The sequence below is a fragment of the Serratia sp. MMO-28 genome (genome assembly GCF_037199905.1).
Classification (GTDB): domain Bacteria; phylum Pseudomonadota; class Gammaproteobacteria; order Enterobacterales; family Enterobacteriaceae; genus Chania; species Chania oryzae.
The window spans coordinates 97,474-121,055 of sequence record NZ_JBBCVB010000011.1; the positions used below are offsets into that span (position 1 = coordinate 97,474).

Annotated in this window: 19 protein-coding genes; 15 read left to right on the forward strand and 4 right to left on the reverse strand. The window is 54.7% G+C overall.

Translation table 11 applies throughout. From position 1 onward, the window contains the following. Window positions 1–9 precede the first annotated feature (9 nt). From WG891_RS11840 to WG891_RS11880, 9 genes are all read left to right on the forward strand, one after another. A complete protein-coding gene (locus WG891_RS11840) occupies window positions 10–339 on the forward strand; it encodes a YbaB/EbfC family nucleoid-associated protein (protein WP_076940595.1) in 330 nt (109 codons plus the stop codon). Then, on the forward strand, window positions 339–944 hold the full coding sequence (recR, locus tag WG891_RS11845; RefSeq protein WP_076940597.1) for a recombination mediator RecR: 606 nt from the start codon (window positions 339–341) through the stop codon (window positions 942–944). The genes WG891_RS11840 and recR overlap by 1 nt, the downstream gene beginning before the upstream one ends. A gap of 278 nt (window positions 945–1,222) precedes the next feature. After that, window positions 1,223–3,088, forward strand: coding sequence for a molecular chaperone HtpG (gene htpG, locus WG891_RS11850; protein WP_337262968.1), 1,866 nt, complete (start codon window positions 1,223–1,225; stop codon window positions 3,086–3,088). A 248-nt stretch (window positions 3,089–3,336) separates the two neighbouring features. Next, window positions 3,337–3,981, forward strand: coding sequence for an adenylate kinase (gene adk / locus WG891_RS11855; protein ID WP_076940598.1), 645 nt, complete (start codon window positions 3,337–3,339; stop codon window positions 3,979–3,981). A 115-nt stretch (window positions 3,982–4,096) separates the two neighbouring features. Continuing rightward, the gene (locus tag WG891_RS11860) at window positions 4,097–5,230 is read left to right on the forward strand and encodes a sugar diacid recognition domain-containing protein (RefSeq protein WP_337262905.1); all 1,134 of its coding nucleotides are present in this window, start codon (window positions 4,097–4,099) and stop codon (window positions 5,228–5,230) included. 118 nt (window positions 5,231–5,348) lie between these two features. Then, window positions 5,349–6,614 carry a GntP family permease gene (locus WG891_RS11865; protein ID WP_337262906.1) on the forward strand — a complete coding sequence of 422 codons (1,266 nt, stop codon included), beginning with the start codon at window positions 5,349–5,351 and terminating at the stop codon, window positions 6,612–6,614. Between the two features lie 10 nt (window positions 6,615–6,624). Next, window positions 6,625–7,773 carry a glycerate kinase gene (locus WG891_RS11870; RefSeq protein ID WP_337262907.1) on the forward strand — a complete coding sequence of 383 codons (1,149 nt, stop codon included), beginning with the start codon at window positions 6,625–6,627 and terminating at the stop codon, window positions 7,771–7,773. Between the two features lie 298 nt (window positions 7,774–8,071). Next, entirely contained in the window at window positions 8,072–9,034 is a 963-nt protein-coding gene (hemH, locus tag WG891_RS11875) for a ferrochelatase (protein ID WP_337262908.1), read from the forward strand. A gap of 59 nt (window positions 9,035–9,093) precedes the next feature. Continuing rightward, entirely contained in the window at window positions 9,094–10,398 is a 1,305-nt protein-coding gene (locus WG891_RS11880; RefSeq protein WP_337262909.1) for an inosine/guanosine kinase, read from the forward strand. Between the two features lie 336 nt (window positions 10,399–10,734). Here the strand turns inward: WG891_RS11880 and WG891_RS11885 are convergent, their stop codons facing one another. Together WG891_RS11885 and WG891_RS11890 are read right to left on the reverse strand one after the other, a co-directional pair. Further along, the gene (locus WG891_RS11885) at window positions 10,735–14,256 is read right to left on the reverse strand and encodes a transporter substrate-binding domain-containing protein (protein ID WP_337262910.1); all 3,522 of its coding nucleotides are present in this window, start codon (window positions 14,254–14,256) and stop codon (window positions 10,735–10,737) included. 86 nt (window positions 14,257–14,342) lie between these two features. Next, a complete protein-coding gene (locus WG891_RS11890) occupies window positions 14,343–14,969 on the reverse strand; it encodes a response regulator (RefSeq protein ID WP_337262911.1) in 627 nt (208 codons plus the stop codon). A gap of 604 nt (window positions 14,970–15,573) precedes the next feature. On the opposite strand from WG891_RS11890, the gene WG891_RS11895 reads away from it, so the two are divergent. The 4 genes from WG891_RS11895 (at window position 15,574) to WG891_RS11910 (ending at window position 20,147) form a co-directional block, all read left to right on the forward strand. Continuing rightward, window positions 15,574–16,017: a winged helix-turn-helix domain-containing protein gene (locus tag WG891_RS11895; RefSeq protein ID WP_337262912.1), complete on the forward strand. Its 444-nt coding sequence runs from the start codon at window positions 15,574–15,576 to the stop codon at window positions 16,015–16,017. A 171-nt stretch (window positions 16,018–16,188) separates the two neighbouring features. Further along, complete coding sequence (locus WG891_RS11900) at window positions 16,189–16,707, forward strand: fimbrial protein (RefSeq protein WP_337262913.1); 519 nt, start codon at window positions 16,189–16,191, stop codon at window positions 16,705–16,707. Between the two features lie 90 nt (window positions 16,708–16,797). Beyond that, a complete protein-coding gene (locus WG891_RS11905; RefSeq protein ID WP_337262969.1) occupies window positions 16,798–17,484 on the forward strand; it encodes a fimbrial biogenesis chaperone in 687 nt (228 codons plus the stop codon). 80 nt (window positions 17,485–17,564) lie between these two features. After that, on the forward strand, window positions 17,565–20,147 hold the full coding sequence (locus tag WG891_RS11910) for a fimbria/pilus outer membrane usher protein (protein WP_337262914.1): 2,583 nt from the start codon (window positions 17,565–17,567) through the stop codon (window positions 20,145–20,147). A gap of 128 nt (window positions 20,148–20,275) precedes the next feature. On the opposite strand, the gene WG891_RS11915 is transcribed toward WG891_RS11910, so the two are convergent. Continuing rightward, on the reverse strand, window positions 20,276–20,488 hold the full coding sequence (locus tag WG891_RS11915; RefSeq protein ID WP_337262915.1) for a hypothetical protein: 213 nt from the start codon (window positions 20,486–20,488) through the stop codon (window positions 20,276–20,278). A 127-nt stretch (window positions 20,489–20,615) separates the two neighbouring features. On the opposite strand from WG891_RS11915, the gene WG891_RS11920 reads away from it, so the two are divergent. Then, complete coding sequence (locus WG891_RS11920) at window positions 20,616–21,182, forward strand: fimbrial protein (RefSeq protein ID WP_337262916.1); 567 nt, start codon at window positions 20,616–20,618, stop codon at window positions 21,180–21,182. Between the two features lie 75 nt (window positions 21,183–21,257). Then, window positions 21,258–21,794 (forward strand): fimbrial protein, encoded by a 537-nt coding sequence (locus WG891_RS11925; protein WP_337262917.1) that lies wholly within the window; start codon window positions 21,258–21,260, stop codon window positions 21,792–21,794. A 95-nt stretch (window positions 21,795–21,889) separates the two neighbouring features. Here WG891_RS11925 and ybaL read toward each other — a convergent pair whose 3' ends face one another. Next, the gene (gene ybaL, locus WG891_RS11930; RefSeq protein WP_337262918.1) at window positions 21,890–23,581 is read right to left on the reverse strand and encodes a YbaL family putative K(+) efflux transporter; all 1,692 of its coding nucleotides are present in this window, start codon (window positions 23,579–23,581) and stop codon (window positions 21,890–21,892) included. Window position 23,582: the final 1 nt, after the last annotated feature.

The window sequence follows — 23,582 nt, forward strand, 5'->3', positions numbered from 1 at the left end:
GAGACGACTATGTTTGGTAAAGGCGGTCTGGGTAACCTGATGAAGCAAGCCCAGCAAATGCAGGAAAAAATGCAGCAGATGCAGGAAGAAGTCGCCAAATTGGAAGTGACGGGAGAATCCGGCGCTGGCCTGGTGAAAGTGACCATCAACGGGGCGCACAACTGCCGCCGGGTGGAGATCGACCAAAGCCTGATGGAAGATGACAAAGAGATGCTGGAAGATCTGATCGCAGCGGCGTTCAACGACGCGGCGCGCCGCATCGAAGAAACCCAGAAAGAGAAGATGGCATCGGTATCCAGCGGTATGCAACTGCCACCTGGCTTTAAGATGCCGTTCTGATGCAAACCAGTCCGCTGCTTGAATCATTGATGGAAGCGTTGCGCTGCTTGCCGGGCGTCGGCCCGAAGTCGGCGCAGCGTATGGCGTTTCAACTGCTGCAGCGCGATCGCAGCGGCGGAATGCGCCTGGCGCAGGCCTTGACCCGTGCGATGTCGGAGATCGGCCACTGTGCCGATTGCCGCACCTTTACCGAGCAGGATACCTGCACCATCTGCAACAATCCGCGTCGGCAGCAAAACGGCCAGATCTGCGTGGTGGAAAGCCCGGCGGATATCCACGCCATTGAGCAGACCGGGCAGTTTGCCGGGCGCTACTTTGTGCTGATGGGCCATCTGTCGCCGCTGGACGGTATCGGGCCTGGCGATATCGGCCTGGATCGGCTGGAGCAACGGCTGGAGAAGGAAAGCATTACCGAAGTGATCCTGGCCACCAACCCGACGGTGGAAGGGGATGCCACGGCGAACTACATTGCCGAGATGTGCGGCCAGTACGGCGTTCTGGCCAGCCGCATTGCCCACGGCGTGCCGGTGGGCGGTGAACTGGAGATGGTCGATGGCACCACGCTGTCGCATTCCCTGGCTGGCCGCCACGCGATCAAGTTCTGACGTTTTCCTGCGGGGCAGGCCGCTGCCCCGTTATCATCGCTTCGCAAAAATTCCCTCGCCAGTCGCTTGAAAAACCTCAGGGTTGACCCCACTTTACCTTCATTGTTCTAATTTGGTCATATACCCTTCGCCTTTCAAGCCGTGGCGTTGTTGACTGCACTCGTTCGCCCCAGTCACTGAGTTGTTCTAAGCTCCTGGGGACTCACGAGTGGGTCGCCTAGCCACAACTTGAAATTCATTGGGTATAAAATTATCGGCTATTGAGGTAATCAATGAGTATGAAAGGTCAAGAAACCCGTGGGTTCCAGTCTGAAGTCAAACAGCTGCTTCATTTGATGATTCATTCGCTGTACTCCAATAAAGAAATTTTCCTGCGAGAGCTGATCTCCAACGCATCCGACGCCGCCGACAAACTGCGTTTCCGCGCGCTTTCCGCCCCTGAGCTGTATGAAGGTGATGGCGAGCTGCGCGTGCGTCTTTCCTTCGACAAAGACCAACGCACTTTGACGATCGCTGACAACGGCATCGGTATGAACCGCGAAGAAGTGATTGAAAACCTGGGTACCATTGCCAAATCTGGCACCAAGGCATTCCTGGAGTCGATAGGTTCCGATCAGGCGAAAGACAGCCAGTTGATCGGCCAGTTCGGCGTCGGTTTCTATTCGGCGTTCATCGTGGCTGATAAGGTCACCGTGCGCACCCGTGCGGCCGGTGCGGCGGCAGATGAAGGCGTGTTCTGGGAGTCTGCCGGTGAAGGTGATTACACTATCGCCGACATCAGCAAAGAAGATCGCGGCACTGAAATTACGCTGCACCTGCGCGAAGGCGAAGACGAATACCTCGACGCTTGGCGTCTGCGTTCGGTGATCGGCAAATATTCCGATCACATCGCGTTGCCGGTAGAGATCGAAACCAAGAATGAAGAAGACGGCACCGTCACCTGGGAGAAAATCAACAAGGCGCAGGCCCTGTGGACTCGCAGCAAATCAGACGTTACCGACGAAGAGTACAAAGAGTTCTACAAGCACATCGCCCATGATTTCACCGACCCGCTGAGCTGGAGCCACAACCGTGTCGAAGGCAAGCAGGAGTACACCAGCCTGCTGTACATCCCGGCGCAGGCGCCGTGGGACATGTGGAACCGCGATCACAAGCACGGCCTGAAGCTCTACGTGCAGCGCGTGTTTATCATGGATGACGCCGAGCAGTTCATGCCGAACTACCTGCGTTTTGTGCGCGGCCTGATCGATTCCAACGATCTGCCGCTGAACGTTTCCCGTGAAATTCTGCAGGATAACCGCGTGACGCAAAACCTGCGCGGTGCGTTAACCAAGCGCGTCTTGCAGATGCTGGATAAGCTGGCGAAAGACAACAGTGAAGAGTACCAGAAGTTCTGGCAGCAGTTCGGCCTGGTGCTGAAAGAGGGCCCGGCGGAAGATGGCGGCAACAAAGAGGCTATCGCCAAGCTGCTGCGCTTTGCCTCTACCCATAACGACAGCTCGGCACAGACCGTTGCGCTGGAAGAGTATGTTGGCCGCATGAGCGAAGGCCAGGACAAGATTTACTACATCACTGCCGACAGCTACGCCGCCGCCAAGAGCAGCCCGCACCTGGAGCTGTTCCGCAAGAAAGGCATCGAAGTGCTGCTGCTCTCCGATCGCATTGACGAGTGGATGATGAGCTACCTGACTGAGTTCGACGGCAAAGTGTTCCAGTCGGTCAGCAAGGCCGATGAGGCCCTGAACAAGCTGGCGGACGAAACCGCAGAGCAGAAAGAAGCCGAGAAGCAGCTGGAGCCGTTTATCGATCGGGTGAAAACGCTGCTGGGTGAGCGGGTGAAAGACGTGCGCCTGACGCACCGCCTGACCGATACCCCAGCGATCGTCACCACCGATGCTGATGAGATGAGCACCCAGATGGCGAAACTGTTTGCCGCAGCGGGCCAACCGGCACCGGAAGTGAAGTATATCTTTGAGCTGAATCCGGAACATGCGCTGGTTAAACGCGCCTCTGACGTGGGCGATAACGAGCAATTTGCGGAATGGATCGATCTGTTGCTGGATCAGGCACTGCTGGCTGAGCGCGGCACGCTGGAAGATCCAAACCAGTTTATTCGCCGGATGAATAAGCTGTTGTCTGCGTAAAGCATAAAAATACGCCCCAGGCTGAATGGTCGGGGGCGTATTTTCTTCTTTTACTGGTAAATTTTCCTCCCGCTTGCCTCGTTTCAGCCGCGTTTTTCCACCCGCGATCTCCTCTCGCTACCTTGAGCCTCACCCCTGAGAAATGGTAAGGTTGAGCGTTTTCGCAATTTTATAAAAACTCAAACCCAAATGACTTCAGGCTGCGGCTTGGGGGATGAAGGGAAATACATAGCAAGGGGATTTACGCAATGCGTATCATTCTGCTGGGCGCTCCGGGCGCTGGTAAAGGTACTCAGGCTCAATTCATCATGGAGAAATACGGTATTCCGCAAATCTCCACCGGTGATATGTTGCGCGCAGCCGTTAAGGCCGGTACTGAACTGGGCAAGCAGGCGAAAGAGATCATGGACGCCGGCAAGTTGGTTACCGATGAGCTGGTGATTGCGCTGGTGAAAGAGCGTATCACTCAGGAAGACTGCCGTAACGGTTTCCTGCTGGACGGTTTCCCGCGCACTATTCCACAGGCCGACGCAATGAAGGAAGCCGGCATTAAGGTGGACTATGTGCTGGAATTCGACGTGCCGGACGAGTTGATCGTTGATCGCATCGTTGGCCGCCGGGTGCATGCGCCTTCTGGCCGCGTGTATCACATCAAATTCAATCCGCCGAAAGTGGAAGGCAAAGACGACGCCACTGGCGAAGAGCTGACCACCCGCAAAGACGATCAGGAAGAAACCGTGCGTAAACGTCTGGTGGAATATCATCAGATGACCGCGCCGCTGGTGTCTTACTACCGTCAAGAAGCCGATGCGGGTAATACTGCCTATCACAAAATCGATGGTACGCGTAAAGTGACCGAAGTGAGCGCTGAGCTGGCAAGCATTCTGGGCTGATCGGTTTTATTGCCATATAGAACGCCGGGCCTGACGCCTGGCGTTTTTTTTGCCAGCAATGCGCACTATGATGCCCTCTCTTATCTCGCATGTTTAAGTCGACAGGAAAAAACGCATGCTCAAACAGACCCGTTTGCTGGAAGAAGCTACCGCGCGGCAGATCGTGCAGCGTGCGATGGGCATTATTCATCATTCGGTCAACGTGATGGACAGCAACGGCGTGATTATTGCCTCTGGCGATCCGGCGCGGCTGTACCAGCGCCATGAAGGCGCGGTACTGGCGTTGACGGAAAATCGTGTGGTGGAAATCGATGCCGCGACGGCGGCACATCTGAAAGGGGTTAAGCCCGGCATCAATCTGCCGTTCAGCTTTCGTCAGCAGCACGTGGGGGTGATTGGCATCTCTGGCGATCCGCAGGAAGTGCGCGCCTATGCCGAACTGGTGAAAATGGCCGCTGAGCTGATGGTGGAACAGGCGGCGTTGCTGGATCAGCATCAGTGGGAGCGGCGCTACCGTGAAGAGTTGGCGAACCAACTGCTGCAGCCGCAAACGGAGCCGGGCTCGCTGGACGCCATGGCGGCTTATCTGGGGCTGGATTTACAGCAGCCACGCCTGGTCTGGATTGTCGAGCTATACGATCGGCAGCCTCAGTTATTACGCGATTTATTGACCGAATTAGAAAACACGCAGCGTGAAGCGCTGATCGCCATGACGCATTTCAATGAGCTGGTGCTGCTGCGGCCTGCCATGTTGCAGCAAGGGGAATGGAGCCTGAAGCAGGAGCGCCGCCAGGCGCAGCAGCTGTTGAGCCAGTTACAGGGCCGTTTCAGCGTCAGGCTGATTATCGGTGGTTATTTCACCGGCCAGGAAGGTTTACGGCGTTCGACCCTCACGGCGCGGGCGACTCAGGCAATGGCCCGCAGGTTGAAGCTACGGCATAAAACGCTGTTCTATCAGGATTACCCGTTGCCTGCGCTGCTGTGCGATCTGGGAGAGGACTGGCGGGCGCAAGAACTGTCACGGCCTTGGGCGGTGCTGAGCGAGAAGGACGAGAAAGGCGTGCTGCGTAATACGCTCCGTCAATACTTTTACCAGAATTGTGATCAAACGCAGACGGCGGCGCAGCTTCATATTCATGTGAATACGCTGCGGTATCGCCTGCAGAAAATAGAGGTGATAACAGGGTTAAAAATCAACAATCTAGGTGATAATTTACAGCTCTATATCGGCATGCTGATTAATGACTGAACTGTATTAACCCACAATTTTCCTGCCCCTTTGGCCGGATGTTTTTGTTGTTTTCTCTCAGGCTAAAACGCAATGCTGGCGGTAAGTTGGCTGGCACACCAACCAAGGGAAAATAATAATGACAACGGTATCCACTTTAGGCGCGCTGGTGGCATTAACTGTCGCTATCGTACTGATTCTACGTAAGGTTCCACCAGCCTATGGCATGATCGCCGGGGCGCTGGCGGGCGGCTTATGCGGCGGTGCCGATCTGGTACAAACCGTCACGCTGATGATTACCGGTGCGCAGGGCATCACCAATGCGGTGATGCGCATTCTGGCCGCCGGGGTGCTGGCTGGCGTCTTGATCGAATCCGGTGCGGCACACACCATTGCAGAAACCATCGTGCGTAAGGTCGGGGAAACTCGCGCTTTACTGGCTCTGGCGGTGGCAACCTTGATCCTGACCGCCGTCGGGGTGTTTATCGATGTGGCGGTGATCACCGTGGCACCGATCGCCTTGTCTATCGCGCAGAAAGCCGGGATCTCTCGCGTGGCGATTCTGCTGGCAATGGTCGGCGGCGGCAAGGCGGGCAACGTGATGTCGCCCAATCCTAATACCATTGCCGCCGCAGAGAATTTTAATGTCCCTCTCACCTCGGTGATGATGGCCGGGATCGTGCCGGGCCTCTGTGGCCTGGTGGTGGCTTACGTGTTGGCTAAGCGCTTGAGCAATAAAGGCAGCATGGTCAGTGCGGAAGAACTGACCCTGCAGACCGAAGGAGCTCGTCCTGGCTTTGCCGCCGCAATCAGCGCGCCTTTGATTGCGATTCTGCTTTTGTCACTGCGCCCGATCGCCGGTATTGCCGTAGATCCGTTAATCGCCTTGCCGGTTGGCGGCTTGCTGGGGGCGCTGCTGATGGGGCGTATCCGCGACAGCAACAGGTTCATGATTTCGGGCCTCAGCCGTATGGCGCCGGTGGCGATTATGCTGCTCGGTACGGGGACATTGGCCGGGATTATCGCCAATTCAGCCTTAAAAGACGCCCTGATTGCCGGCTTAACCCACACCGGGATGCCCGCCTGGCTGCTGGCACCGCTTTCTGGCGCGCTGATGTCGATGGCCACGGCGTCTACCACGGCAGGAACCGCCGTTGCCTCTGGGGTGTTCAGCAGCACATTGCTGGAGTTGGGCATCAGTGGGCTGGCGGGTGCCGCAATGATCCACGCGGGGGCTACCGTGCTGGATCACCTGCCGCACGGCAGTTTCTTTCACGCTACCGGCGGGAGCACCAATATGGTGGTGCATGAACGGCTGAAGTTATTGCCTTACGAAACGTTGGTGGGCTTTACCATTGCAACCCTCTCTGCGCTGATGTTTGGCGTATTCAATCTCGCAGGTTAAGGAATTCAAAATGAACATGCTGAAGAAAGTCGTCATTGCGCCGGACTCATTTAAAGAAAGCCTCAGCGCACTGGAAGTGGCGCATGCGATTGAACGTGGTTTTCGTCAGATATTCCCTGCGGTGCAGTATGTGCTGCTGCCGATGGCGGATGGCGGTGAGGGAACGGTGGATTCCATGGTGGCCGCCACGGGCGGAGAGCTTGTTATGGTCAGTGCCACCGGCCCTCTGGGCAAGCCGGTAGAGGCCTTCTATGGCCTGCTGGGGGATGGCGAGACGGCGGTGATCGAGATGGCGGCCGCGTCAGGGTTGCACTTGGCTGCCAGCGGCGAGCGTAACCCGCGCATTACCACCAGCTATGGCACAGGCGAACTGATCCTGGCCGCGTTGGATCGCGGGGTGACATCGATCATCCTCGGCATCGGCGGCAGCGCAACCAACGATGGCGGCGCGGGCATGATGCAGGCGTTAGGGGCTCGGCTGCTGGATGATCAGCACCAGCCGCTGCAACCGGGGGGCGCAGCGCTGGCACAGTTGGCTCATCTCGATCTCAGCCAACTGGATCCGCGTTTGCAGCAGGTGAAGATCACCGTGGCCTGTGATGTGGACAACCCGTTGTGCGGAGCAAAAGGCGCTTCGGCGGTTTTTGGCCCGCAGAAAGGGGCAACGCCAGCGATGGTGCAGGAGTTGGATAACGCGCTGCACCACTACGGCACGCTGTTGGAGCAGGCTACTGGCCGTGCGGTATTGAATGCTGCCGGTGCGGGAGCGGCCGGGGGCATGGGGGCGGCGTTGATCGGTTTTCTTGCCGCTCAGCTGCGGCCAGGCATTGAGATCGTGATCGAAACGCTTCAACTGGAAGACGCGCTGCGCGATGCCGATCTGGTGATTACCGGTGAAGGGCGGCTCGACAGCCAATCTATTCACGGCAAAACGCCGATCGGCGTAGCGCGGGTGGCAAAACGCCATCATCTGCCGGTGATCGCCATCGCCGGTAGTTTGGCTGTGGATTATCAGGTGGTGCACCAGCACGGTATCGACGCCGCGTTCTCGGTGCTGGATCGCATCGTGACGTTGGAAGAGGCACTGACAGAAGCGGCACGCAATCTGGAAGTGACGGCGCGCAATGTGGCTGCGGTATGGCAATTGGCACAGAAGTGAGTCACAGCGGGAATACCTGTTGCTGATATCGGTTCCGGCTAAGCACTTTTCCGCTACAATAGCTGTCATTACTTTTATGTCAGTCAGTTAAGCGCAGAATCGCCTGATTTTTCAGCAGATGCTAACGTGTCGTCCCCCTCTCCCTGTGGGAGAGGGCCGGGGTGAGGGGCTTAATTCGGTGATCTTCCCCCATCCTCTTCCTAAGGTAGAGGGAACGGCTTAGCCTTAACTGACAAGCATGACGCCATTAATCACGTCTAATAACAGCGTATTAGCCAGGCCGGAAAAGGGAACTGTAATGAAGCAAGAAAAACACGGGGTATTGCTGGCGAACTTGGGTACGCCCGATGCCCCTACCCCGCGAGCGGTAAAACGCTATCTGAAAGAGTTCCTCAGCGATGGCCGCGTGGTCGATCTGTCACCGCTGCTCTGGTGGCCGATTCTGAACGGGGTCATTTTACCACTGCGCTCGCCGCGCGTGGCCAAGCTGTACCAATCGGTATGGATGGACGAAGGTTCGCCGTTGCTGGTTTACAGCCGTCGTCAGCAGCAGGCGCTAGCGGCACGTATGCCGAACACGCCGGTTGAGCTGGGGATGAGCTACGGCTCACCGAGCCTGGCGCAGGCGATCGATAGCCTGCTGGCGCAGGGCGTAACCAACCTGGTGGTGCTGCCGCTTTATCCGCAATACTCCTGCTCGACCAGCGCGGCGGTGTGGGATGGCGTGGCGCGGGTGCTCAAAGGCTACCGCCGTTTGCCATCGATCGGCTTTATCCGCGATTACGCCGAACATCCCACCTATATTTCCGCATTGCGGCAAAGCGTTGAGCGCTGTTTTGCCGAGCACGGTCAGCCCGATCGTTTGATCATGTCATTCCACGGCATTCCCAAGCGCTATGCCCGTTTGGGGGATGACTATCCGCAACGCTGTGAGGATACCTACCGGGCGCTGGCGGCCACGCTGCCGTTGGCGGCGGACAGGGTGATGCTGACTTACCAGTCACGCTTTGGCCGCGAACCCTGGTTAACCCCCTACACCGATGAAACCCTGAAAAGCCTGCCAGCCCAGGGCGTTAAGCATGTGCAACTGATTTGCCCCGGTTTTTCGGCCGATTGCCTGGAAACATTGGAAGAGATCAAAGAGCAGAACCGGGAGATCTTCCTTGAGGCTGGCGGTGAAAAGTTCGAATACATCTCCGCGCTTAATGATGACTCGGCGCATATCGATATGATGCAAGAGTTGGTGGCACAGCGGTTTTAATCAAACGGGCAGGAATATGCTACTATTCCTGCCCGTTCACAGCCAACTTCGTCAATCACATGAAATTTCCTGGTAAACGTAAATCCAAACACTATTTCCCGGTTAACGCTCGCGATCCGCTGTTGCAGCAGGCACAGCCAGAAAATGAAATCGGCACCTCTTATATCGTCGGCATTGACCAGACGCTGGTGGATATCGAAGCGAAAGTGGATGATGCGTTTGTGGCGCGCTACGGCCTGAGCCTTGGCCATTCACTGGTGATTGAAGATGACATTGCCGAAGCTCTGTACCAGGAACTGCTAGACAATAACCTGATCACTCACCAGTTTGCCGGTGGCACGATCGGCAATACTTTGCACAACTATTCGGTGCTGGCGGACGATCGTTCGATCCTGCTGGGCGTGATGTGCAGCAACATCAAGATTGGCAGCTATGCCTACCGCTATCTGTGTAACACCTCCAGCCGCACCGATCTCAACTACCTGCAAGCGGTGGATAGTGCGATTGGCCGCTGTTTCACGCTGATCGCTGAAAGCGGTGAGCGCACCTTCGCCATCAGCCCGGGTCAGATGAATCAACTGCGCCCGGAGAGTATCCCTGAAGAGGTGATTGCCGGGGCTTCGGCGTTAGTGCTGACCTCTTATCTGGTGCGCTGCAAGCCGGGTGAACCGATGCCTGCCGCCGCCATGCGGGCGATTGAATACGCCAAACAGTACGATGTGCCGGTGGTGCTGACGCTGGGCACCAAATATGTGATTGCCGACAACCCGCAGTGGTGGCGTGATTTTCTCAACGAACACGTTTCCATTCTGGCAATGAACGAGGACGAAGCTCTGGAATTGACCGGGCTCGGCGATCCGCTGATGGCGGCGGATATGGCGTTGGATTGGGTGGATCTGGTGCTGTGTACCGCCGGGCCAAGCGGCCTGTATATGGCAGGCTACACGGAAGAGGCCAACAAGCGTGAAACCCAGCATCCGCTGCTGCCGGGCCAGATTGCCGAGTTTAACCGTTATGAATTCAGCCGCGGCATGCGCCGTGTAAACTGCGAAAACCCATTGCGCATCTATTCGCACATTGCGCCTTATATGGGCGGCCCGGAAAAAATCATGAATACCAACGGTGCGGGCGATGCAGCCCTCTCTGCCTTGCTGCACGATATTGCGGCCAATGGCTATCACCGCAACAACGTGCCGAATTCCAGCAAACACGTGCGCAGCTACCTGACCTATTCCTCTTTGGCGCAGGTGTGTAAATATGCCAACCGCGTCAGTTATCAGGTGCTGAATCAGCATTCACCGCGCCTGACGCGCGGCTTGCCTGAACGGGAAGACAGTCTGGAAGAGTCTTACTGGGAAAGGTAAGCGGAAAAGCAGTTAGGCTGTTACGGGACAGTTGCGTTGTTGCGTGCTGTTGCTATTGTGCAGTACAGCCTAAGCTGCTGCTATACCCTTCATACTTCAAGCTGCATGTGCGTTGGCTTTGTTACTCGGCCCATACTGGGCCTCGCCCCTTCGGGGCCGCTGCAAGCAGCGTTCAAATCTGCCAAGCAGATTTGTCGCTCACCCCAGGAACGATCTTGAGTAAGCTCCTGGGGATTATGAGCCTCAAAGAGGCTCACCCTACAGGCCAGCGCAAGCGCTATTCCAATCGGTCAAAGACCGATTTGTCACTGCGTCGCCGCCTGCCTGCAACTCAAATTATTTTGGGTATATAAATCTCTCAATCGCCTGGTTAAATTCTGTTACCGCCTGTAAGGCTTGCTGCAGGCGTGTTGCAACCTCGCTGGCTTCCGGTTCACCTTCACAATACTTTTCCAGTGCGCGACAGCGTTTTTCAACCTCAACGGCGCCGATGATTTGTGCTGCACCGGCCAGGCGATGAAGGCAGCGAGCCAACTCGTGCCAGGCTTGCTCTGCCACTAGAACGGCGGCCTGCTGCATATCGCGCGAATTCTCATTCTGGGTGGTGCGTAGCAGGCCATGCAGCAGTTCGGTATCATTCTGCGCCAATTGGCGTAACGCAGTTAAATCCACCATTTCCCCTAGCGTGATTTTAGGCTCCTGCTCTTGCTCAGCAGGGCGTGGAACCTTGCGCAACAGGGCTTCCAATTGGGGCAACCGTAGCGGTTTAAACAGGCAATCATCCATTCCTGCCGCCAGACAACGTGCGCGCTCTTCTGGCTGAGCATTGGCGGTCAATCCCATGATGGTCAGAGGCCTGGTCTGCGCTTGTCGCAGCAAGCGCGTAAGTGTCAGACCATCCATAACGGGCATGCTGCAATCGGTAATCACCAGATCAATGTTGTTTGCTTGCCATAGTTGCAGCGCCTGCTCGCCGTTTTCTGCCTCAATCACATCATGCCCCAGGCGAGTGAGCTGGCGTTTGAGTAACAACCGGTTGGCCGGGTGATCGTCGACTGCCAGGATGTGCAGAGGGCGAACACTGTCTGCCTCTGCGCGGGCACTTTCCACCGATGGCAAAACATGTTGGCGGTGCTCCACGGGGATACGCACGGTAACACGCGTACCGCGCCCTAGCTTACTGTGGAGAGCGATAGTTCCCCCCATCATGGTGACCAGTTGTGTGCAGATTGCCAGCCCCAGGCCAGTGCCCGTCTGTTTTTTGCCTGCATCAGACTGTTCGTAGGCATTGAAGATCGGTTGCTGATCCTCCTCAGCAATACCGATACCTGTATCCGTCACGATGAGTTCCAGCATGGCCTGCTGGTTATCATCTGGCAGGCATTTGATCTGCACATCGACAGAGCCTTGCTCGGTAAATTTGATGGCATTGCTGACCAGGTTGGACAATATCTGACGCAGGCGCATAGGGTCGATGCAGATTTCGTCCGGGTGCAGGAGATCCACATGGCAATGCAGCGCCAGGTTCTTCTGGCGCGCCAGTCCTGCAAAGACTCTGACTACCGGTGCTGCGAGTTCCTTGAAAGGCACCCATTCAGACAGCAGTTCCAATTTGCCGGACTCGATCTTGGCCAGATCGAGGATATCGCCAATTAGCCCCATCAACGATACTGCCGATTCGTAGGCTATCTGAATCGATTCGCTATCTTTATCCTTACCGGCCTTGTTGGTCACTACCAGCTCAAGCAAGCCAATGATGGCGCTGAGCGGGGTGCGGATTTCATGGCTCATGGTGGCCAGGAACGTGCTCTTGGTGCGGTTAGCCTGCTCTGCTCGTTCCCACGCGCGAGAGAATTGTTGCATCAGGTGTTCATGCTCGGTGATATCCTGCCAACTGCAAATCACCCCCGCCACTTTGCCGGCAAGATCGGTAAAAGACACTGCCTGGTGCAGAATCACGCGTTCTTCTTCACCGTTATAAACACGATAGCGCTGTGGTGATAACCGCTGGCGGCCTAGGGTGGTCAGCATCGGGTGTAGAGTAGGGTATACCTGAGCGAGTGGATGCGCAGGAGAGGCCAATGACAGTGGGTCTGGGCTATCCTCTTTATGTTTGAAGAAGGTATCCCATGCCTGGTTGTGATCGATGATATCGCCATTGGGGACCACGACGTAGACAGGTACCGGTGTAGCGTTAAATAAGGTTTCCCGAAACGTTGCCTGTTCTTGCAGCTTCGTTTGTACGTCTTGGCGCATACGAATTTCCCGGCGCAGATAGTAATTCCATACCAGTGAAGTGAGCACCAATGCGGCAAAAATGCCGGCTAACCAGTAGAACTGGGTGCTGTAGACCACCCAGGTATCCAGTTTCACGTCCGGCGTTCCTTGCCATCTGTTGGCAATCATCGAAATATCTCTGGGAGGAATGTCCGCTAACGCCTTGTTCAAAATGCTATAAAGCTCGGGCTGATCGCGCCCCACGGCAAAAGCGAGGCGTGACGATGTTTCACTTAAACGTGAGCTGATCCTCAGCTTGCCGTGAAAATAGTGGTCAATCATGTAACTGGCGCCAATCAAGTTATTGACGGCCCCCTCTGCCTTGCCTTCAACCACCAACTGCATCGCCATGCTGTCATTACCGGCCTCGATCAGTTGGATGTTGGGATAGTGCGCCTGCAGCCAGCCGTGAAGAGGGCTGTCTGGGGTGATGGCCAGTCTCATGGTATCGGAGAGCCTCTTAGGGGCCGTGCTTTTGTTTTGCACCACCAGGACAAAAGGGGGGAGGATATAGGGGCGAGTAAATAGAAATTGTTTTTCGCGCGTAGCGCTGGAGCTCATGGCGGCGATAAGGTCTGCTTTATCCTGGCTCAGCATGTTAAACATGTTGGCAACCGTATCGGCCCCTACGGCTTTAAAATTCAACCCGGTACGCAAATGAATCAGACGCAGCACATCGGCGGAGATACCATGGAACTGCCCAGCGTCATCAAACATGGTAAAGGGGGCATAGAGTGGGTCAATCACCACGCGCAGTTGGCTATGCTGCTCCAGCCAGCGCTGCTCTGGTTCGGTCAGGGCAATATGAGACTGAAACTGCCATAGGTCCGATCCCTGGCTCCATTGGCGGAAAATAATCTTGTGTTGTACTGGCGTGATGGTCTTCAGTACGGTGTCGACGGCTCTTTGCAGGATGGTTTCATCTGCCCGGAACAGAAAACGTGGGCCGGTTTCCCATTTGGGGAAAATATCGGCCACCGACAGTATATTGGCGTAGTTGCGTTCAATCAGAAAGCTGGTCACGGTCAAGTTGCCAATAAAGTAGTCATTCTCACCAAACGCGACAGACGACAGTGCGGTTTGCGGAGTGGTGTAACGGGTGATCCTGGCGTTGGGATAATGCGTTGCCAGCCATTGATCGCTTAAAAAGTTATCCAGCAGTGCGATACGCAAATCGGGTTGGGTCAGCAGGGGCTGGGAGATGGCGGTTTCACGGGCGACCAGGACCGGGTGATCGGGGGTAAACGGAATGCTGCTGATAAAACCGGGGTTTTCAATCTCCTGGCCGCCGGTATCATCAACCAGCATATCGGCTTCACCTTTACTGACCCCTTCGAGCGCCGCTGATCGGCTGGCGTAACGCAACACCTTGGTGCCCAAGCCGAGATAGTGGGCAACCAGTTGGCTGTAGTCAGCAGAGATACCCTCAAAGGTTCCTGAGTCGGGCACCACGTCGAATGGCGGGTTTTCCGGCGCGTAGATCGCAATCCTGACTTCCCGTTTCATGCCTAACCAGCGCCAGTCGCTGTCGCTGAGTTCAACCTGCAGTGGCGTGAGCACCTCGCGACTGAATATCTTCATGAGCTGCGGTTCGTCTGCTCCGAGTACATTGCTCGGCAAGCAAAACAGCAGACAGCAGAGGATCAACAGTTTTTGCATAGATACTCTCAATCCAGATTGTTGCGTTGAGTGAAGTCGTACAACTCCAGCATGCTTTGCAACTCAAGTTTTTGCATCAGGCGGCGTTTATAGGTGCTGACGGTCTTATCGCTGATCTGCAGGTGGACAGCAATATCGACCACTTTGATCCCCTTGGCCAGATACTGCAACACTTGCAGTTCTTTCACGGATAACCCCGCTATTTTGCTCTTGTCATCTCCCGCGGAGGTGCCCATTATCGCCATACGTGCCCAACTGGAGGGGAAATAGCTATACCCAGCTTTGAGTGCGCGCAGGGCGTCGTGCAGTTCAGTCAGGTTATTGCGTTTACTGATAAAACCATCGGCCCCGGCGCTGGCGCAGCGTTTGATGTAATGATCGTCGTCTTTACCCGTCAGCACTAAGATCCGCCCACCGTAGCCGTTCTTGCGCAAGCGCTGTACGACGTCAATACCATTCAACGAAGGGATATCAATATCGACAATCATCAAGTCCGGTGCCAACTTTTTTGCCAATTGCACCGCTTCCAAACCATCGTCGGTTTCACCGGCCACCGTCATGCCATCCTTTTCCAGTAGCATGCTGACTGCCAAGCGGGCAACCGGGTGATCATCCACAATCAGTACATTTTTCATATTAGCTTCCGTTAGGTGCAGCGTTACTCAAACCGCAGAGTGTGGTGAACCAACTTCTTGATAATTCTCTCAGTGTGTAGCGGCTTTGGTGTTCTCCCTTCATTGTAGTCATTGCCTGACATAATTTTCATCCAGGCCGCTCAACAAACACATTGATCCCTGATATTTATTAAAAAAGCCCTCAGGCATACTGGTGTTCATAGCAGTGAGGCCAGTGGTGTTGCATTAAGCCTACGATGGCTTAACGGCAAGCACTCAGTAACCAGGTTTTTGATAATAATCATATGCTGATATTGGTACGGAAAATAGTATAAAACGCTTCATTATAAGCGCTGCGGCCGTGGTCTTTTTTTATTATAGATATTGTCGGTTTTTAGCATTTTATCGCGCATTTTCCCTGTACGTGGTTTTTTTTATTAGTATAAAAGAGATGATTGATAGGTTGTTTTTAGTCTTTGTTTAAATAGTGACGTGTTGATTTCATAAACAAATAAATTGCATAATTTAAAGAGAGTAATATCCCTTATTATAGTGGGTGTCATCCCCTGCTTTTTATAATGCAAAGAATATATTGACGATATAGGTTATTAGCAGGTGGTTATAGATGAAATTATATGTCTGCGGATACCGGCTGGGGGAGGATAGGGGAGTGCAATATATGATCTCCCACCATTGTCTTGTCAGACCGGAATCCTTGGAAAAAAATACAATTTTCCTGCGTAACACCATGGCAAACTTGTTGAACTATCTGCTGGCACATGCCGTGGATAATATCGTTACCGATCAAGAGCTCATGCTTAACGTTTGGGAACTCAATGGATTAAGCGCATCCAGGCCACGGTTATGGCAGGTGATGAACGCCCTGGATAAAAAATTGGCGGTTCTTGGGCTGCAAGAGAAGCTCATCATACGCGTTCCTAAAAAAGGCTATATCGTACCTGCAGATATGGTGATGTGCTTATATTGCAAAGAAGAGTCAATTCTTTATCAAGAATATTGTTATGTAAATAAAAAAACCGTCTGTTTTACTGAGTCGGTTACAACATAATCCAAATAAACGCTCATCTCATTAACAACATCGGAAAAATGGAGGTATTTATAAGTTAAAGCCAATGTGGTTGTTTGAGTTTAACACAATTTATTATTTTTCACCTGATAGATCACCCCAGAAAGTCATGCGCAATGACGCGTATGATTTATAAATGAAGGAAGAGTACACATGAAAAAAACATTGCTTGCTACTGCGATGATGACTGGCTTTTTGTCTGTTTCTGCTTTAGCTGAAGATGGAAAAATTAACTTTATTGGCGCCATTACCGATGACGCTTGTACCGTAGTAAACAACGTGAGCAGCCCGCTTAACGTGACGCTGGGCACCATTTCCAGCAGCGCCTTTAACGGTGCAGGCTCAACGGCAGCACAGACCAAATTCACCCTGGCTCTGTCTAACTGCCCTGCAACGGTTACCTCTTCTCAGGTCAAGTTTGATGGTATCGCCGACGCCAACGTCAGCTCCATCCTGGCACTGACCCAGGAAGCCGGCGTGGCGACGGGGGTGGGGATTCAACTGGTGGACAACAAGAATGTGGTGATCCCTCTGTATACCGCGTCTTCTGCCTATCCACTGCAGGCGGGTGTTAACAGCTTCGACTTCGCTGCCCGTTACTATGCTACCGACAACACGGTTACGGCTGGCCCGGCTAACGCTACCAGCAACTTCACCATTATCTACAACTGATTATCCCTTCCCCCACTCTGTTCTTCCGGGGGATATATCACCACGGGCCCGTTCCGGCTGGCCCGTGTTTTTATGGAGTATGTCTACATGATGAAAACATGGTTTAAAACCCTGACCTGCGCTTTTCTGCTGACCAGTACCTTCGCTCAGGCTGCCGCTCCAGGGGGGGTTACCGTCGGGGGGACTCGCCTGGTTTACCAGGGTGGCAAGAAGGAGGCTTCTCTGAGTATCACCAACTCGGATACCAATCCTTACCTTATCCAATCTTGGGTTTCGACCCTCGGTGATGGTGCTGAGAAAGCCCCCTTTATCATTACGCCCCCGCTGTTCCGGTTGGAAGGAAACAAGCAGAACCTGCTGCGTATCGTGCGCACTGGCGGCAATCTCCCGGATGACAGGGAATCTCTGTATTGGCTCAACATCAAGTCGATCCCGGCAGGTGCTAAGCATGATCTGGCCAATACGCTGCAGATTGCCGTGAAAACCAGCATCAAACTGATTTATCGCCCGCAGGGGGTGAAAGGGGTTCCAGAAGAGGTAGCCGCAAAACTGACCTGGTCCCAGAACGGTAACCGCCTCACCGTCAACAATCCCACGCCTTTTTACATGAATTTCAATCAGGTGAAGGTCGGTGGACGTGAGCTGAAAGAGGCGACCTTCGTGGCCCCGATGAGCTCTGCCTCCTTTGCTGTCCCTGCGGGGGCTGTTGGTCAGGTTACCTGGAAAATTATTTCTGATTACGGCGGCGTTGGCGCTGAACACTCCTCAACCCGTTAATACGTATGACTTTGCAACATCAGGAACTCGGGAAAATGGCCAGTCATCCTGTTTTTCCGCAGATTATGGAGCACGAAAGGATGGACAAGAACATATACCGCTGCGCAAAGTTGCGCCTGGGTAAGCTGGCCTGCTTTGTTGCCGCCCAGCTTGCTCTGCCGGTAGGCATGGTCATGGATGCGAACGCCCGCGACTATTTTAATCCCGCATCGCTGGAGCTGGGCACTCCGGGGCAGGCTCCTGTCGATCTGTCTGCTTTTAGCGAAGAGGGAGGGTTGATACCTGGAACTTACCGCGTTGATGTCTACCTCAATAACGAAAAAATGGACACGCGCGACGTTGAGTTCCGGATGATGGAAGATGCTACGGGCAAGCAGACCCTTTTGCCCTGCCTATCGGTTGACGATCTGGCGGCTTGGGGCGTGTTGACTCAAAAGTACCCGCTGTTAGGCGACGCCAACAGCCACTGTGCAAACATTGCGGCGATCCCCCAGGCTAATGCCGATTTTCGTTTGGAGAATCTGCAACTGCTGATGAGTTTCCCACAGTCTGCGGTCAGCAGCGCTGCGCGAGGCTGGGTAGATCCTAAGCAGTGGGATGATGGTATTTCTGCCGCGCTGCTCAATTACAGCTTCAGCGGTGCCAACAATCAGGCCAAGGCCGGCCAAGGCCGTGACAGCAATAGCCAGTATGCCAATCTGCGTCCTGGGTTGAATGTCGGTCCGTGGCGTTTGCGTAATTACACGACCTGGTCACGTAGCAGCAGTGACGGGGTGCCGGCGAGTAGCCAGTGGAACACCATTTACACCTATGCCCAGCGTGATATCAAAACGCTCAAAAGCCAGTTGACGCTCGGTGACAGTACCAGTGCATCTCATGTCTTTGACAGCATCCCCTTTCGGGGCGCACAGATGGCCACCGATGACGAGATGTTGCCTGAAAGCCTGCACGGCTATGCCCCGGTAGTGCGTGGGATCGCGCGTACCGATGCCCAGGTCACTGTCCGTCAGAACGGTTACGTGATTTATCAGACCCATGTATCTCCGGGCAGTTTTGAAATTACTGATATGTATCCCACCGGTGGTTCCGGTGACCTGAATGTCACCATTAAGGAGTCGGATGGCAGCGAACAACAGTTGGTTGTTCCCTATGCCTCTTTACCCGTGCTGCAGCGTGAAGGTCAGTTGAAATATACCCTGACCTCCGGGGTATATCGTGCCTATGACAGCAGCGTGGAAAAAAATCCGCTGGCGCAGGGGACGATCGTGTACGGGCTGTCCAACGGCTATACCGGCTACGGCGGTGGGCAGTTCTCCAGTAACTATCAATCGCTGGCGCTTGGCGTGGGCAAGAATCTGGGGAGCTTTGGCGCTCTTTCTGTTGACGTCACCCAGGCTTGGTCTCGTCAGAAAGACCTGGCGCGGGAAGAGGGCCAGTCCTGGCGCTTGCGTTATAGCAAGAACTTTGTCGCTACCGGCACCAACTTTGCTATCGCAGGTTACCGTTACGCCACCGATGGCTACTGGAATATGCAGGAAGTGCTGGAAACCTACCGCGACGATCGCAGTGGCTCCCAGCAGGAACGCCGTCGCAAACGGGCCGAACTGACCATGACACAGGCTCTGTGGAAGGAGGCAGGAAGTGTGGCATTGACTGCCGTCAGCGAAGACTACTGGAACAGTGACCGCCGTATGGCGTCTTACGGCGCAAGTTACAGCAACTCCTTTAACGGTATCAGCTATGGGCTGAGTTACACCTACAACCGTAACTCCACGGCTGCCGCTATGTACGGCAATGGCAGCGGCGGACGGGTTTACAACGAAGATCAACTGTTTTCATTTAACCTGAGTATTCCGATCAATACGCTGTTTGGCCACCCAACCTATGCCAACTATGTCATGAACAGCAGTAAAAACGGCAATACCAACCACGGCGTCAGTATCGGCGGTTCTGCGTTGGAAAACAGCAACCTGAACTGGAGCGTTCAGCAAGGTTACGGTACCAAAGGGCAAGGCAACAGCGGCAGCTTCAATGCCGACTGGCGCGCGACTTACGGCGAAATCAATGGCGGTTACAGCTATGACGGTTTTGGTCAACGGCTTAACTATGGTCTGCAGGGGGGGATCGTGGCGCATGAAGATGGGATCACCCTTTCCCAGTCACTGGGCGAAACGCTGATTCTGGTGGCCGCTCCTGGAGCCAGTGGGGTTAGCGTCAGTGGGCAGACCGGCGTCAAAACCGATTTCCGCGGCTATACGGTGGTGCCTTATGCCAGCCCTTACCGCAAAAACGACATTACTCTCAACACGGAAACGCTGGGCGATGACACCGAGCTTAACTTGGCTACCCAGACGGTTATTCCAACCCGTGGTGCGGTGGTCAAAGCCCGCTATCAGGCCAGCATCGGGAACCGCGTCCTGATGGTGCTGACCAAAGCGAACGGGCAACCGGTCCCCTTCGGGGCCACGGTAACGGATGCGCAGGCCAAAGAAACCCAGGGCGCAATTGTTGGTGATAGCGGGCAAGTGTATCTCACCGGCCTGGCTCAGAGCGGTCGCTTGAGCGCCAAGTGGGGCAATGGGGCTGATGAGCAGTGTACGGCAACCTATAGCATACCTGGCAATAGCAAAGGTGTGATGAATATCAATGGGATATGTAAATAAGATATGGCTAGCGGAAGTTATGGAGTACTCAAGATGATAATCAATAAACCGTGGGGTAAAAACCCATTGCCGATAAGTAAAAAGCATTGGGGCCTCATGTGGGCGTTGGTTACCCTCGCATCTCTCTGTCAGATACCACCTGCGGCAGCTATTCCGACGTGTACCTCTCCCATGCAGGCGAGAGTGAATATTATGCCGCCATCGTCACTGAATATCAGCCCATCCGTCTCGGTTGGCAGCGTGATAGGCACCACCGGGGTATCGTGGCCAGCCACCCCGGCATCGTGCACCATATATGGGACTGGCCGTGTCATCGGGGTAGGAACGCCCAATGGAAACATCTATCCCACCACAATTTCGGGTATCGGTTATCGGGCAAAAGCAGACGTTGCCCTTTGGCCCGCCGTACTAAAGACTTACTGGCCGACGGCGCCACATGACGCTCAGTATGGTGGCACAGGTAACTTTGTGGCAGGAAATCTGACGATTGAATTTATCAAAACCGGGCCGATTTCCTCTGAGGGCGGAACTTTCGGGCCAGGAAAGCTTGGGTCACTGTATGTGTCTAACGCTAACGTTGCTGGTGACTATGTTATTTACTACCTGTCGTCCGCCATGACGGTGAAGCCGACAACGCCGGCCTGCACAGTGACCAGTTCTTCTATCACTGTGCCACTGCCAGATACCAATCAGTCTGCACTCAACACGGCGGGCAGTACGTCGGGGGCGACCTCTTTTACTATTCCGCTGCGTTGCACTGCGGCCACCAGCCTTTCTCTTTCCTTCCGCGGGGATATGGCCGACAGCAGCAAGGGCGTTTTTAAAAACACCCATAGCGCTAATGCTGCCAATGTTGGCATACAAATCCTTAAGGATGGTACGCCGGTGCCCACGGCCACGGACAGTTACGTCAATATAGGGTCAGTTAACGGCTCTCTTAATGTCCCGCTGACAGCACGGTATTACGCCTTAACACCGGGTGTGCCCGCAGGCGCCGTTAGTGCGATGGCTTATGCCTCTATTGTTTACAATTGAATCAGCCGTATTGCTGAACACAGCCCTTGATATTTAACCCGAAGCGGACTCGATAATGTTAATTAAGGATAAAAGATGACCGTATTTAAAAATAAAAGTCTGCTGGCTTTCCTGATGTTGGTAACGGTTACATCAAGCGTTCAAGCCGCCGATACCACCATCACCGTTAGCGGCAAGGTTGTCGCAGCAGCCTGTACCGTTGAGAGCGGGTTGATTAATGGCCAAACTGTTGATCTGGGCGTCTTCGGGCGCACCAAACTCCAGGCGCCTGGAACTGCTGGCGATTGGCGCAGCTTCTCCTTAAAGCTGACCAATTGCCCACCTGGAACCAATAAAAGCACCGTCACCTTTAGCGGAACGCCAGACAGCCATAACGCCGAACTGTTTGCCAACACCGAACCGCTCGCCTCAGCCGCTGCCAATGTTGCGGTACAAATAGCGAAAGACAGCGATCGCAGCGCCGTGCTTTCCAACAACAGTATGATGACCGTGGATGTAGACGGTGCTCGGAATGCCACCTTTCCGCTCGCTGCGCGGCTTTATACACCACTTGGCAACACTCAGGCTGGCAATGTCGCCAGTATCGTTTTGGTGAACTTTACCTATCAGTAAATAGTTCGCGTTTGAGTGCGGCTTGCGCGTAAGACAACTTATCCCCTGCACTTTGCAGGGGAGTATCTACAGATGCGACATGGGCAGTGGCAGGGTTAGATCGGGCACGCGCCCATTTTTTCTTCTTCCGACAGCGTTTCCAGCCTGATGCCATTCAGCATGCTGTTGGCAATTTCGCGCTCGCCCATCACTACCTGATCGGCACCCTGCTCAGAGAGGTATGGGATTTCCTCATCATAGTGGGCGCGGACAATGATCTCGAGATCCGGCCGTTTGGCGCGCGCAGAGGCCACGATCTCACCGGCTTCGTAACTGTTTGGAATGGTCAGCAGCAGCCAGCGTGCACACTCAAGGCGCGCCAGATCCATGACTTCTGCATTGGCCGCATTGCCCAGCACCACTTTAACGCCCTGTTCACGCAGCGCCTCAACCCGTGGGCGTGAGTTTTCAACCACCACCAGCGGAATACCGGCCCTGGCGAGTTTGGTGCCCAGCAGGCTGCCAACGTTACCAGAACCGACGATCAGCGCATGGTTACACATATCCACCGGGATCTGTTTCTCTTCTTCTACCGCCTCTTCCAGGGTTTGATCTTCCATGGTTTCGGTTTTCGCCAGATAGCGTTCCAGCAAGGTAAACAGCAGCGGATTGAGCATAATCGACAGAATCGCCCCGGCCAGCACCAGATTACGGCTGTGCTGATCCAGCATGCCGAGGGTGATCCCCAGCCCGGCGAGAATAAAGGCAAATTCACCGATCTGCGCCAGGCTGGCGGAAATCGTCAGCGCGGTACGCTTGGAGTGGCCGAACATTTTTACCAGCAGGAATGCCGCCAGTGATTTGCCAAACACGATAATCGCCAGCGTGGCCAGCACCGCCAACGGTTCGTGCAGCAGAATCATCGGATCAAACAGCATCCCGACGGAGACAAAGAACAGCACCGCAAAGGCATCGCGCAGTGGCAGCGTATCGTGCGCTGCCCGGTGGCTCAGTTCCGATTCGTTCAGCACCATGCCTGCAAAGAAGGCCCCCAGCGCAAATGAGACATCAAACAGGCCGACGGCACCGTAAGCAATCCCCAATGCCAGCGCCAGCACCGCCAGCGTAAACAGCTCACGCGAGCCGGTACTGGCGGTTTTGGCCAGGATCCACGGCACCAGACGGCGGCCAACCACGATCATCAGTGCGATAAAGGCGATCACTTTACCGATGGTGATCGCCAGTTCGGTCAGCAGATGGGTGGTGCTGGTATTGTCGCTGCCGATCATATTGGCGAAAGCGGGCAGCAGCACCAGCGTCAGCACCATGGCCAAATCTTCGACGATCAGCCAACCGATGGCGATTTGCCCGCGCTGGCTGTCAATCAGTTGCCGCTCTTCCAACGCCCGCAGCAACACCACGGTACTGGCGGTGGACAAACACAGGCCGAATACCAGGCCGGAGACCAGGTCCCAACCCATTAACTTCGAGAGCCCCATGCCCAATAAGGTGGCGACGGCAATCTGCGCGATGGCACCGGGAATGGCGATAGACTTTACTGCGAGAAGATCTTTAAGAGAGAAATGGAGGCCAACACCGAACATCAGAAGAATCACACCGATTTCTGCCAGTTCAGGTGCCAGAGAGGTATCGGCAACAAAACCGGGGGTAAACGGGCCGGCAAGCACGCCTGCAGCCAGATACCCCACCAGAGGGGAGATACGCAGGCGGTTTGCCAGCATGCCAAAGAGGAAGGCGAGGACTAATCCTCCGACAATCGTGGTGATCAGGGGTGTTGAATTATGCATC

What these genes read in the sequence shown, in the direction of transcription:
- WG891_RS11840 (WP_076940595.1), top strand. Translation starts at nt 10, where the DNA reads ATGTTTGGTAAAGGCGGTCTGGGTAACCTGATGAAGCAAGCCCAGCAA.
- recR (WP_076940597.1), top strand. Translation starts at nt 339, where the DNA reads ATGCAAACCAGTCCGCTGCTTGAATCATTGATGGAAGCGTTGCGCTGC.
- htpG (WP_337262968.1), top strand. Translation starts at nt 1,223, where the DNA reads ATGAAAGGTCAAGAAACCCGTGGGTTCCAGTCTGAAGTCAAACAGCTG.
- adk (WP_076940598.1), top strand. Translation starts at nt 3,337, where the DNA reads ATGCGTATCATTCTGCTGGGCGCTCCGGGCGCTGGTAAAGGTACTCAG.
- WG891_RS11860 (WP_337262905.1), top strand. Translation starts at nt 4,097, where the DNA reads ATGCTCAAACAGACCCGTTTGCTGGAAGAAGCTACCGCGCGGCAGATC.
- WG891_RS11865 (WP_337262906.1), top strand. Translation starts at nt 5,349, where the DNA reads ATGACAACGGTATCCACTTTAGGCGCGCTGGTGGCATTAACTGTCGCT.
- WG891_RS11870 (WP_337262907.1), top strand. Translation starts at nt 6,625, where the DNA reads ATGAACATGCTGAAGAAAGTCGTCATTGCGCCGGACTCATTTAAAGAA.
- hemH (WP_337262908.1), top strand. Translation starts at nt 8,072, where the DNA reads ATGAAGCAAGAAAAACACGGGGTATTGCTGGCGAACTTGGGTACGCCC.
- WG891_RS11880 (WP_337262909.1), top strand. Translation starts at nt 9,094, where the DNA reads ATGAAATTTCCTGGTAAACGTAAATCCAAACACTATTTCCCGGTTAAC.
- WG891_RS11885 (WP_337262910.1), bottom strand. Translation starts at nt 14,256, where the DNA reads ATGAAGATATTCAGTCGCGAGGTGCTCACGCCACTGCAGGTTGAACTC.
- WG891_RS11890 (WP_337262911.1), bottom strand. Translation starts at nt 14,969, where the DNA reads ATGAAAAATGTACTGATTGTGGATGATCACCCGGTTGCCCGCTTGGCA.
- WG891_RS11895 (WP_337262912.1), top strand. Translation starts at nt 15,574, where the DNA reads ATGAAATTATATGTCTGCGGATACCGGCTGGGGGAGGATAGGGGAGTG.
- WG891_RS11900 (WP_337262913.1), top strand. Translation starts at nt 16,189, where the DNA reads ATGAAAAAAACATTGCTTGCTACTGCGATGATGACTGGCTTTTTGTCT.
- WG891_RS11905 (WP_337262969.1), top strand. Translation starts at nt 16,798, where the DNA reads ATGAAAACATGGTTTAAAACCCTGACCTGCGCTTTTCTGCTGACCAGT.
- WG891_RS11910 (WP_337262914.1), top strand. Translation starts at nt 17,565, where the DNA reads ATGGACAAGAACATATACCGCTGCGCAAAGTTGCGCCTGGGTAAGCTG.
- WG891_RS11915 (WP_337262915.1), bottom strand. Translation starts at nt 20,488, where the DNA reads ATGTTTCCATTGGGCGTTCCTACCCCGATGACACGGCCAGTCCCATAT.
- WG891_RS11925 (WP_337262917.1), top strand. Translation starts at nt 21,258, where the DNA reads ATGACCGTATTTAAAAATAAAAGTCTGCTGGCTTTCCTGATGTTGGTA.
- ybaL (WP_337262918.1), bottom strand. Translation starts at nt 23,581, where the DNA reads ATGCATAATTCAACACCCCTGATCACCACGATTGTCGGAGGATTAGTC.